Source organism: Streptosporangium minutum (genome assembly GCF_002149035.1).
Taxonomy (GTDB): domain Bacteria; phylum Actinomycetota; class Actinomycetes; order Streptosporangiales; family Streptosporangiaceae; genus Streptosporangium; species Streptosporangium minutum.
Genome location: NZ_NGFP01000093.1, coordinates 20,718 through 31,852, shown reverse-complemented (window position 1 = coordinate 31,852; position 11,135 = coordinate 20,718). Strand labels below are relative to the sequence as shown.

At 69.7% G+C, this 11,135-nt stretch carries 8 protein-coding genes and 1 pseudogene; 5 read left to right on the top strand and 4 right to left on the bottom strand.

The window, feature by feature from the left end; genetic code table 11:
* A pseudogene (gene rpoB, locus CA984_RS20740) lies at window positions 1-3,222 on the bottom strand (DNA-directed RNA polymerase subunit beta); the annotation flags it as partial.
* A 544-nt stretch (window positions 3,223-3,766) separates the two neighbouring features.
* On the opposite strand from rpoB, the gene CA984_RS48030 reads away from it, so the two are divergent.
* The 4 genes from CA984_RS48030 (at window position 3,767) to CA984_RS20720 (ending at window position 8,378) form a co-directional block, all read left to right on the top strand.
* Window positions 3,767-4,099 (top strand): glycosyltransferase family protein, encoded by a 333-nt coding sequence (locus CA984_RS48030; protein ID WP_086574863.1) that lies wholly within the window; start codon window positions 3,767-3,769, stop codon window positions 4,097-4,099.
* A 58-nt stretch (window positions 4,100-4,157) separates the two neighbouring features.
* On the top strand, window positions 4,158-6,305 hold the full coding sequence (gene helR, locus CA984_RS20730) for an RNA polymerase recycling motor ATPase HelR (RefSeq protein WP_086574861.1): 2,148 nt from the start codon (window positions 4,158-4,160) through the stop codon (window positions 6,303-6,305).
* A gap of 235 nt (window positions 6,306-6,540) precedes the next feature.
* Complete coding sequence (locus tag CA984_RS20725) at window positions 6,541-7,371, top strand: helix-turn-helix transcriptional regulator (RefSeq protein WP_341351722.1); 831 nt, start codon at window positions 6,541-6,543, stop codon at window positions 7,369-7,371.
* A gap of 44 nt (window positions 7,372-7,415) precedes the next feature.
* On the top strand, window positions 7,416-8,378 hold the full coding sequence (locus CA984_RS20720; RefSeq protein WP_242676072.1) for a quinone oxidoreductase family protein: 963 nt from the start codon (window positions 7,416-7,418) through the stop codon (window positions 8,376-8,378).
* Window positions 8,379-8,522: 144 nt separating this feature from the next.
* Here the strand turns inward: CA984_RS20720 and CA984_RS20715 are convergent, their stop codons facing one another.
* Window positions 8,523-8,945, bottom strand: a complete 423-nt coding sequence (locus CA984_RS20715) for a hypothetical protein (RefSeq protein WP_086574856.1) — start codon at window positions 8,943-8,945, stop codon at window positions 8,523-8,525.
* A gap of 121 nt (window positions 8,946-9,066) precedes the next feature.
* On the opposite strand from CA984_RS20715, the gene CA984_RS20710 reads away from it, so the two are divergent.
* Window positions 9,067-9,873: a helix-turn-helix domain-containing protein gene (locus CA984_RS20710; RefSeq protein WP_086574854.1), complete on the top strand. Its 807-nt coding sequence runs from the start codon at window positions 9,067-9,069 to the stop codon at window positions 9,871-9,873.
* 291 nt (window positions 9,874-10,164) lie between these two features.
* Here CA984_RS20710 and CA984_RS48745 read toward each other — a convergent pair whose 3' ends face one another.
* On the bottom strand, window positions 10,165-10,296 hold the full coding sequence (locus CA984_RS48745; RefSeq protein ID WP_278249045.1) for a hypothetical protein: 132 nt from the start codon (window positions 10,294-10,296) through the stop codon (window positions 10,165-10,167).
* A gap of 258 nt (window positions 10,297-10,554) precedes the next feature.
* Entirely contained in the window at window positions 10,555-11,079 is a 525-nt protein-coding gene (locus tag CA984_RS20705; protein ID WP_086574852.1) for a nitroreductase/quinone reductase family protein, read from the bottom strand.
* Window positions 11,080-11,135 lie beyond the last annotated feature (56 nt).

Here is an 11,135-nt window from a genome sequence, read left to right as displayed (position 1 = left end):
CTTCGACGCTGCTCGGCTCACGCCGGGACAGGTCGATGCCGAGCTCTTCCGCGGCGCGGAAGACGTCCTCGTCGGTGTCGCGCATCTCGATGGACATGCCGTCGCTGGAGAGCACCTCGACGTTCAGGCACAGCGACTGCATTTCCTTGATGAGGACCTTGAACGACTCCGGAATGCCCGGCTCGGGGATGTTCTCGCCCTTGACGATCGCCTCGTAGACCTTCACCCGGCCCAGCACGTCGTCGGACTTGATGGTCAGCAGCTCCTGCAGGGCGTAGGCGGCGCCGTACGCCTCCAGCGCCCACACCTCCATCTCACCGAAGCGCTGGCCGCCGAACTGGGCCTTACCGCCGAGCGGCTGCTGGGTGATCATGGAGTACGGGCCGGTCGAACGAGCGTGGATCTTGTCGTCGACCAGGTGGAGCAGCTTCAGGATGTAGATGTAGCCGACCGAGATCGGGTGCGGGAACGGCTCGCCGGAGCGGCCGTCGAACAGCTGGGCCTTGCCGTTGGCACCGACCATGCGCCCGCCGTCCCTGTTGACCAGGGTGTTGTCGAGGAGTCCGACGATCTCTTCCTCGTTGGCGCCGTCGAACACCGGGGTGGCCATGTTGGTGCGCGGGTCGACCTCGGCGAARCCCTTGTCGCGCAGCCGCTCGGCCCACGCCTCCTCGACCCCCGAGATGTCCCATCCTCGGGCGGCGATCCASCCCAGGTGGGTCTCCAGGACCTGGCCGACGTTCATACGGCCGGGCACGCCCAGCGGGTTGAGGATGATGTCGACCGGCGTGCCGTCCTCCAGGAACGGCATGTCCTCCACCGGCAGGATCTTGGAGATGACGCCCTTGTTGCCGTGGCGGCCGGCCAGCTTGTCGCCGTCGGTGATCTTACGCTTCTGGGCCACGTAGACGCGGACCAGCTCGTTGACACCCGGCGGGAGCTCGTCGCCCTCCTCGCGGCTGAACACCCGGACGCCGATGACCTTGCCCTGCTCGCCGTGCGGCACCTTCAGCGAGGTGTCGCGGACCTCGCGGGCCTTCTCACCGAAGATCGCGCGCAGCAGCCGCTCCTCGGGGGTCAGCTCGGTCTCGCCCTTGGGCGTGACCTTGCCGACCAGGATGTCGCCGGGGACGACCTCGGCGCCGATGCGGATGATGCCGCGCTCGTCGAGGTCGGCCAGGACCTCCTCGGAGACGTTCGGGATGTCCCGGGTGATCTCCTCGGGGCCCAGCTTGGTGTCGCGGGCGTCGACCTCGTGCTCCTCGATGTGGATCGAGGACAGCACGTCGTCCTGGACCAGGCGCTGGGACAGGATGATCGCGTCTTCGTAGTTGTGCCCCTCCCACGGCATGAACGCCACGAGCAGGTTCTTGCCGAGCGCCATCTCACCGTCGTCGGTGCAGGGACCGTCGGCGACGACCTGGTTCACCTCGATCCGGTCGCCCTCGGCCACGATGGGCTTCTGGTTGAAGGAGGTGCCCTGGTTGGAGCGCTTGAACTTGGCGACACGGTAGGTCGTGCGGGTGCCGTCGTCGTTCATCACGGTGACGTAGTCGGCGGAGACCTCCTCGACCACGCCCGCCTTGTCGGCGGTGATGACGTCGCCGGCGTCGGTCGCGGCCCGGTACTCCATGCCGGTGCCGACCAGCGGCGCCTCGCTCTTGAGCAGCGGCACCGACTGGCGCTGCATGTTGGAGCCCATGAGCGCCCGGTTGGCGTCGTCGTGCTCCAGGAACGGGATCATCGCGGTCGCGACGGACACCATCTGGCGCGCCGACACGTCCATGTAGTCGACCTCGTTGGCCCGCAGGGACTCGAACTCCCCGCCCTTACGGCGGACGAGCACCCGGTCCTCGAGGAACGTGCCATCGGGGCCGATCGGCGTGTTCGCCTGGGCGATGACGTAACGGTCCTCCTCGTCCGCGGTGAGGTACTCGACCTTGTCGGTGACCCGACCGTCGAGGACCTTGCGGTACGGCGTCTCGACGAAGCCGAAGGAGTTGACCCGGCCGAAGGAGGCCAGGGAGCCGATCAGACCGATGTTCGGTCCTTCCGGCGTCTCGATCGGGCACATGCGGCCGTAGTGGGAGGGGTGGACGTCACGGACCTCGAAGCCGGCCCGCTCACGGGACAGACCACCGGGACCCAGCGCGGACAGACGCCGCTTGTGCGTCAGGCCGGCCAGCGGGTTGGTCTGGTCCATGAACTGCGACAGCTGGGAGGTTCCGAAGAACTCCTTGATCGACGCCACGACCGGACGGATGTTGATCAGGGTCTGCGGCGTGATCGCCTCGACGTCCTGGGTGGTCATCCGCTCGCGGACGACGCGCTCCATGCGGGCCAGGCCCAGGCGGACCTGGTTCTGGATGAGCTCGCCGACGCTGCGCAGGCGGCGGTTGCCGAAGTGGTCGATGTCGTCGGTCTCGACGACGATCTCATGGTCATCGGCGCCCGCCATCGAGGTCTCGCCCGCGTGCAGCTTGACGATGTACTCGATCGTGGCGACGATGTCCTCTTCGGTCAGCGTCCCCTGSGTGATCTCGGAGTCGACCCCGAGCTTCTTGTTGATCTTGTATCGGCCGACCTTGGCGAGGTCGTAACGCTTGTGGTTGAAGTACAGGTTCTCCAGCAGCGTCTGCGCCGACTCCTTGGTCGGCGGCTCACCCGGACGCAGCTTGCGGTAGATGTCCAGCAGGGCGTCGTCCTGGCCGGCCGTGTGGTCCTTCTCCAGRGTGGCGCGCATGGACTCGTACTGCCCRAACCGCTCAAGGATCTGGTCGCTGGTCCACCCGAGCGCCTTCAGCAGGACCGTGACGGCCTGCTTGCGCTTGCGGTCGATGCGGACGCCGACGCTGTCACGCTTGTCGATCTCGAACTCGAGCCAGGCGCCCCGGGAGGGGATCACCTTGCAGCCGAACAGGTCCTTGTCGGAGGTCTGAACCGGTGGTCCCGGAACGACAGGGACATGGTCCCGGAGAAGTCCTCGATGGGACTGATCTCCTCGAAGATCTCTTCGAGACCCGACTGGGCCGGAACGTCCTTGCGCCCGGCCTGGCGAGCCGCCTCGACCCGCCCCTTCCACTTCTCGTTGCCGAGCAACCAGTCGAAGGACTCGGTCTGGAGAGCGAGAAGATCAGGAACTTCGAGCGGCTCCTGAATCCGTGCGAAAGACACACGACGGGGACCAGCGGGTACGGCGGAGGCGTTGCGCGAGGCTGCCAACAGATGTCCTTCCGGAGAGCACGGATGGAATCGAACTGCGCGCACGCCAAACGCCCCGGCAGAATCCAGGGCGTAGAAAGGCAGCGCGAGGGAGCAGCATAACGCAAACTAAAAACGTATGTCCACGAATACTATAAGCGTCAACCTCGGTGCCGCCTTCAGCATTCCACAGCCGGGTGGACTCGTCAACTCTCACGGTCGCGGTACGTGTTGACCCGTGCCGGGCGTGCGGGCACTCAGGTGTCCTGCCCGCCGGTGCGCGCGGAGTCCGGGAACGCGGAGATCCGGGCCGCGCCGGTACGCTCCAGCCGGGTGCGGAAGTCCGTCTCGGCAGGGAGATCAGCCGGGTAGCGGGGATGTCCGCGCGGTAGCCGCGCTCGCCGCGAGGAGGCCGTCCGTCCACAGCGGACGATCGAGGTAAAGGAGAGTTCGCACTCCTTTCCACTCTCAACGTATAGCGCACCGGGGGGCTTGCCACAAGACCCGGGTCATGCCGCAGAATCGTCGGCCGAGGCCAGGACCTGAGGAAAACGGGGGATGCGAAATGCGGGTGTCGTTGTCGACGTACGGGTCGCGCGGGGACGTCGAGCCGCTGGTGGGGCTCGCGGTGCGGTTGCGGGAACTCGGCGCGGAGGTACGAGTGTGCGCGCCGCCGGACGAGGAGTTCGCGGTGCGGTTGCGGGGACTCGACGCGGAGGTACGGGTGTGCGCGCCGCCGACCGAGGAGTTCGCGGAGCGGCCGGCCGGTGCGGCGCGCAACACGGACCGGGCACGGGCGAGAGCCGTGGCCGGCGCTGTCCGCACCGGCGGGGCGACGGTGGCCGCGACGCTGCTGCCCGACGCGGTCAGCCGTGAAAGACCGCCCGTGTCCGCGTGAACCACGTGGATCGTCGAGCCGGAAAGCGCCTTGCCCACCCCAGATCGGAACTGATGACATGAACCCCTTGATCACCAGCGCGTTCGACCTTCCCGACCACCTCTCCCCCAAGGCCGACCCGACGCTGATCGCCGGCGACGAGCGGCACTTCGCGGCCATCGCGGAGAGTCTCGAGCAGTCGATCGCCGACCTGTCCGACCGCCTCGACGCCGAGCGCAAGGCGCCCGGCGGCACAGGCCGGCAGGCGATGGACCGGGACATGGAGATCCACCGGCTGACCGCTCGCCTGCGAGCCCTGCGTCGCTTCGGTCTGGACCTGTGCCTCGGGCACATCGTCGGCGCGGACAGCCCCGAGCCCGTGTACATCGGACGACTCGGCCTCACGGACAGCGCCGGCCGTCGGCTGCTGCTCGACTGGCGCTCCCCCGCGGCCGAGCCGTTCTTCGGGGCCACCCACGCCAACCCGATGGGTCTGGCGAGCCGCCGCAGGTACCGCTGGACCCGCGGCCGGATCAGCGACTACTGGGACGAGGTGTTCACCTCGGACGGGTTCGAAGGGCACGCCGCGCTCGACGACCAGTCCGCCTTCATCGCCAGCCTGGGCGGCAACCGGTCGCCCCGGATGCGAGACGTGCTCGGCACCATCCAGGCCGACCAGGACGCCATCATCCGCGCGGGGTCCCGCGGCGCTCTCGTCGTCGACGGCGGTCCGGGTACGGGGAAGACCGTCGTCGCTCTGCACCGCTCCGCCTATCTCCTCTACTCCGACCCTCGCCTCGGTCACCACCGGGGCGGCGTGCTGTTCGTCGGCCCGCACCAGCCCTACCTGGCCTACGTCGCCGACGTCCTGCCCAGCCTCGGCGAGGAGGGCGTGCAGACCTGCACCCTGCGTGACCTCGTCCCCGAGGGAGCCGCAGCGGCGACCGAGACCGACCCGGACGTGGCTCGCCTGAAGTCGTCGGCGGACCTGGTGAAGGCGGTCGAGCCCGCTGTCAGGTTCTACGAGAACCCGCCCACCAAGGGGATGACGGTCACGACCCACTGGTCCGACATCTGGCTGAGCGCCGACGATTGGGCCGAGGCGTTCGAAGCACCGGATCCCGGCACTCCGCACAACGACGCGCGCGACCAGATCTGGGAGGCGCTGCTCACGATCCTGATGGACAAGCACGACGACGACGCCCCGGCTCACCTGCTCCGCAGGTCGCTGCTGCAGAACAGGGAACTGCTCACGATCTTCAACCGCGCGTGGCCGTTGATCGAAGCGACCGACCTCGTCGGCGACCTGTGGTCGGTACCCGCCTACCTGCGCAAGTGCGCCCCCTGGCTCAGTCCCGACGAGGTACGGCAGTTGCAGCGCGAGGACGCCCAGGCCTGGACGGTGTCCGACCTGCCGCTCCTGGACGCGGCACGGCAGCGGCTCGGCGACCCGGAGGCGTCACGACGTAAGCGCCGGCAGGAAGCCGCTCTCGCCGCCCAGCGCGAGCGCATGGCCCAGGTCGTCGACACCCTGATCGAGGCCGACGACGACGGCGAAGGCCTCGTGACACAGCTGCGCCGAGCGGACCTCCAGCGAAATCTGGTCGACGAGTCCGAGCTGCCCACCCTCGACCCGGACCTGCTCGCCGGCCCGTTCGCGCACATCGTCGTGGACGAGGCTCAGGAACTGACCGACGCCGAGTGGCAGATGTTGCTGCTCCGCTGCCCGTCCCGGAGCTTCACCATCGTCGGGGACCGCGCCCAGGCCAGGCACGGGTTCACGGAGTCGTGGCAGGAACGGCTCGGGCGGATCGGGCTCGACCGGATCGACGTGGCCTCCCTCAGCGTCAACTACCGGACGCCGGAAGTGGTCATGGCGGAGGCCGAGCCGGTCATCCGGGCCGTGCTCCCGGACGCCAACGTGCCGTCCTCCATCCGCAGCAGCGACGTCCCCGTCGTCCACGGATCCGCTTCGGATCTGGGCTCGGTCCTCGACACCTGGCTCGCCGCGCATGCCGACGGGATCGCCTGCGTCATCGGCGATCCCACGTTCCGGGCGACGTCCCGCGTCCGGTCGCTGACCCCGGAGCTGTCGAAGGGGCTCGAATTCGACCTGGTCGTCCTCATCGACCCGGAGGCGTTCGGCACGGGCATCGAAGGAGCGGTCGACCGCTATGTCGCGATGACCCGAGCGACCCAGCAACTCGTCATCCTCACGAGCTCCTGACGCCGGCTACGCCCTCTTGCGAGGAAGGCCACGCCGATCCCTGCGGTGAGCCGGCGGCCGGGAAGGGATGGTTCAGCGCAGCTCCTGGATGCGGACCAGGTTGCCCGCGGGGTCGCGGAAGGAACTGTTCATCCCGAGCTCGCCGGGCGGTCGGTGCCCGAGATCGTCGTGGCCACCGTCTTGCCGCGGGATCGCCGTCGATGATCGAGGTCGACAGTCGCCTATGGTGTGCTTTGTGAAAGCCAGTCAATCCCGCCGTGACCAGCTCAAAGAGTTCCTGCGCGCCAAGAGGGAGGCCCTGCGCCCAGCGGACGTCGGCATGCCCGACGCGGGGCGCCGCCGTACTCCCGGGCTGCGCCGGGAGAAGGTGGCGGTGCTCGCCGGGGTCGGGGTGTCCTGGTACACCTGGCTGGAGCAGGGGCGCGACATCAAGGTCTCCGGCGCGGTGCTGGACGCGGTCGCCCGCGCGCTGCGGCTCGACGAGGCGGAGCGGGCGCACCTGTACGTGCTCGCCGGACTGAATCCGCCGGACCCGGCGGGGCAGCCGGGCGCGCCGGTGAGCGGGCAGCTGCGCGGGGTGCTGACGGCCTGGATGCCCAACCCGGCGCACGTACTGGACCGGCACTACAACCTGGTGGCGATGAACGACGCGGCCAGGTGGGTGTTCGGCTTCGACGACGACGTCCGCAACTGCATGGTGGCGTTCTTCACCCACCCGATCTACCGCGGCCGGTTCACCGCATGGCAGGAGTTCGCCCCGGACATGGTGGCCGACTTCCGCGCCAGCGCGGCCCGCTACCCCGACGACCCGGTCTTCGGGCGCATCGCCGAGGAGCTGTGCGCGGCCAGCCCGGAGTTCGCCGAGCTGTGGGGGCGGCCGGACGTCCGCTCCCGCTCCCAGGGGACCAAGGCGATCACCCACCCCGAGGCCGGCGACCTCGTCTTCGAGTACTCGCTGTTGCGGCTCCCCGATCGCGCGGACCTCAACGTGGTCCTGCACACCCCGCATCCTGACACCGACACCGAGGGGAAGGTGGCGAGCCTGGTGGCGGTACACCCAGGATGAGCTGACACTGTCTCGCCGCACGCCGCCCCGGCATGCTGGACGACATGAAGGCAATCACGATTCCCCGCTTCGGCGACGCCGACGTCCTCCGTCTCGACGAGGTCGGGATCCCCGGCCCCGGACCGGGGCAGGTGTCCATCGACGTGGCGTACGCGGGCGCCAACTTCGCCGAGATCCTTTACCGGCAGGGCGTGGTGGACGTGCCGCTGCCGTTCGTGCCAGGCATCGAGGCGGCCGGCCGGATCCGGGCGCTCGGCCCCGGCGTCGAAGGGCTACGCGTGGGTCAGCCGGTGGCCGCGCTGACGATCGTCGGCAGCGGCGGCTACGCCGAGGTGGTCACCACCGCCGCCGACCTGGTGGCCCCGCTCGACGGCACCGCCCTGGAGCTGGGCGTCGCGGCGGCGCTGCCGTCCAACAGCACCACCGCGTTTCTCGTGCTCGACCGGGTGGCCCGCGTCGAACCCGGGGAGAGCGTGCTCGTGCACGCCGCCGCCGGAGGCGTGGGCAGCCAGCTCGGCCAGGCCGCCCGGTCGCTGGGGGCGGGCCGCGTGGTCGGCACTGTGGGCAGTCCCGCCAAGATCGAAACGGCCAGATCGTTCGGCTACGACGAGGTCGTGCTGCGCGAGGAGGCGGCCGAGGCCGGCCGGTTCGACGTCGTGGTGGACATGGTCGGCGGGCCCGCGCGGCGGAGCAGTCTGGACCTGCTCGCGCCGATGGGCCGGCTGGTGGTGATGGGCAACGCCTCAGGCGCCGAGGACGTCGGCATCCCGGCCAACGAGCTGTGGTTCACCAACAAGACGGTCTCCGGGTTCAACCTGGCCGCCTTCGCCGCCGCCTTCCCCGCCCAGACGGGCCGGGCCCTGCACCGCGCGGTGGCCGCCGCGGCGAGCGGGGAACTGCGGGTCCAGGTCGAGTCCCTGCGGCTGGAGCAGGCCGCGGAGGCGCACCGCCGCATCGAGTCCGGCCGCACCACCGGCAAGCTCGTGCTCGAAGTCGAGCGGACCTGATCGAGCGTCACAAGATCCTCAGGCGTACCGCACCGGCCCCGTGCTCCCCTGACCAGCCGGCCCGCCGGGCTCGCTCGCCCCCCCGAGTATGACCGGCCTCGGATGGACATCCTCGCCAAGCGGCGTGCGGAGCGTTCATCGCCGTCACCTCGCCCCCAGCCGCCGGAGACCGACGGATTCAAGCCCGGCATAAACGGCGACCACCAGCGCGCCGACCAGCATGAAGGCGACCCCGAAGCCGGTCAGCGGTATCACGTCCGCGAACACCAGGGCCAGCAGCGCCACACACGACAGCGCGTTGCCCGCGATGACGAACGCCACGTGCCGCGCAGGAATCCGCGGATGACCGGCGATGAGCCCGAGCGCGACGGCTCCACCCAGCATGGCCACGCCGAACGGGATGGACCAGGCGGTCGGCAGGCCGAGCGGGCCGCTGAGCGGTTGGGCGGCGGCGAGCATGACCACGCCGAAGACGGCGGTGCTCCACCCGTCGATCCGCAGGATCGTGCGCAGCGGCTCCGAGGTGTCGATCTCTGGGCGCCGGGTGGTCCCGGTCGGCGTGCTCATACGGGTCTCCTTCGTCGTGAGCGGGCTCTGACCGGAAGACCATGTCACCGCTGTGGTTATGAGCTCAATAACCTCTGTAGTCATGGCCGCACCCACCTGGGGATGGCCTATCCTCCTCGGCATGGAAGCGGAACAGCCGTCCCGGGTGGGTGCGTTGCTTCGGGAGTGGCGGCAGCGTCGCAGGCTCAGCCAGCTCGATCTGGCAAACCTGGCCGACACCTCGGCACGGCATCTGTCGTACATGGAGAACGGCCGTGCCCGCCCGAGCCGGACGATGCTGCTGCGCCTGTCAGTCGCCCTCGATGTGCCCCTGCGTGAGCGCAACACGTTGCTGCTGGCCGCCGACTACGCCCCGGCCTACCGGGAGAGCAGTCTCGACGACGGCTACATGGCCTCGATCCGCTCGGCGCTGGAGACCATGCTGACGGCGCACGAGCCGTATCCCGCCGTCGTGGTCGACCGCCTGTGGAACGTGCTGCAGGGTAACCGCGCCATGGGCGTCCTCATGGACGGCATCCCGCCGCACCTGCTGCGGCCGCAGCCGAACGTGTTCCGCCTGGCGCTTCACCCCGACGGGCTGGCCGGGCGGCTGGCCAACTTGGGGGAGGTACGGCAGCTCTTCCTCGAACGGCTGTCACGCCAGGTCAACGCCACCGGGGACACCGAACTCCGCCTGCTCTACGAGGAGGTGTCCCGCTACCCCACTCCGGAAGACACCCCGGCCGCCCCACCCTCGCGACACCGGCAGAGCCCGATCGAGGTGCCCTTGAGGATCCGCACCCCGTTCGGCGAGCTGGCGATGTTCAGCACCATGGCCACCTTCGGCGCCCCGGCCGACGTGACGCTGTCGGAGCTGGCGATCGAGCTTTTCTACCCGCTCGACGACTTCACCGCCGGCGTTCTCCGCGCCCTGCCCGAGAGCGGTTGAGCCGTCGTGCTCATACCGCACCGGCGCTCGCCCGGACGTCGCCCTGCCCCTTTGGCTGCGGCCGGCGACACGCGGGCACCAGCCGTCCGATCATGCACGCGGGGATGCTCGGCCGCGGTGATCGTCAGCCCTCGGCCGAGAGCGGCTCACAGGTCGGCGCGGGACAGCACGGTGCCGCTCGACCAGGGGCGTGCGGACATGCCCGGCCGGGCCGTGCCCGAAACAGCGGAAGGCTTCACCGGTCCTCCTTGAGGAGGACCGGCGAAGCCTTCCGCGCGTGGCCTCAGCCCGTTACGTCGGGCCGGCCCAGGCCAACTGGACACTGGTCGGACCGGCCCAGGCGAACGCGGCGGGGGCGAAGCCACCGACCACCGACCCCAGGATGGTCACGCAGAGAACTGCCTTCGTAAGACGTGAACGCATATGCCCCTCCGTCTCTCCGCTGTACGTGGTAGCAAGCATGCTCGGTGGGATTTTCGGCTGCAACGCCTTTCAGTCCTGGCTAAAAGGACCGATCTGAGCTGCGGGAACGCCGTCTGGGCCGACCGGACTGCCGGCCCCGGCCCCGATCAACGACTGCACCGCGGTGTTCCGGCCGCTCCCTATGAGGCTCATGCACCTCGTGCCCCGGGCCGGTACCGGGCTCAGGTGCGGCACGGGTGGCGCACGTCACGGGGAGGGCTATCGGCCGGAAGCGGGCGGAGCCGCCGACCGGTCGGGCGTGATGCGGAAGACCGGATACTCCGCGGCGACCCGCTCGAACTCCTCCAGCGGTGCCTGCGGGGCCACCGGGAGGTGGGTGCGGCCTCCCGGTGAGCAGGCCAGGTAGCGGCGCAGGATGGGCGCACGGGCGCCGGTGTCGACTTCGTCCAGGCGCACCGCCTCGCTGCGGCCGTGCCGCAGCACCGCCCGCCCTCCGGCCGCGCGGACGTTGTGCACCCAGTTGGTGTTCTGGCCGAGCATCGCCACCAGGTAGCGCTCGCCCTGGTAGTCCGCGACGACCAGCGGGAAGGAGATGACGCGGCCGGTACGGCGGCCCGGCACCTGCAGGGTCACCATCCGGTCCGGCTGCAGCACCCCGGCCGCGAACACGGTGGCCCAGACCCGGTTGATCGCCCGCGCCAGGCGGTTGGGCCGGCCACCGCGGTACAGCCAGTGGTCCAAGCGGTGCAGGCGTGTGGGGCCGGCCTTCTCATCGTGTCTCATATGTGGCGCCTCCTTGTGGATCTGGTCTTGCCGGGATGCCCGCGATGCGTGCCTTC

Bases quoted from the DNA above. Each gene is read 5' to 3' on its own strand.
- CA984_RS48030 (WP_086574863.1), top strand. From the start codon at position 3,767: ATGCGGGTGTCGTTGTCGACGTACGGGTCGCGCGGGGACGTCGAGCCG.
- helR (WP_086574861.1), top strand. From the start codon at position 4,158: ATGAACCCCTTGATCACCAGCGCGTTCGACCTTCCCGACCACCTCTCC.
- CA984_RS20720 (WP_242676072.1), top strand. From the start codon at position 7,416: ATGAAGGCAATCACGATTCCCCGCTTCGGCGACGCCGACGTCCTCCGT.
- CA984_RS20715 (WP_086574856.1), bottom strand. From the start codon at position 8,945: ATGAGCACGCCGACCGGGACCACCCGGCGCCCAGAGATCGACACCTCG.
- CA984_RS20710 (WP_086574854.1), top strand. From the start codon at position 9,067: ATGGAAGCGGAACAGCCGTCCCGGGTGGGTGCGTTGCTTCGGGAGTGG.
- CA984_RS48745 (WP_278249045.1), bottom strand. From the start codon at position 10,296: ATGCGTTCACGTCTTACGAAGGCAGTTCTCTGCGTGACCATCCTGGGG.
- CA984_RS20705 (WP_086574852.1), bottom strand. From the start codon at position 11,079: ATGAGACACGATGAGAAGGCCGGCCCCACACGCCTGCACCGCTTGGAC.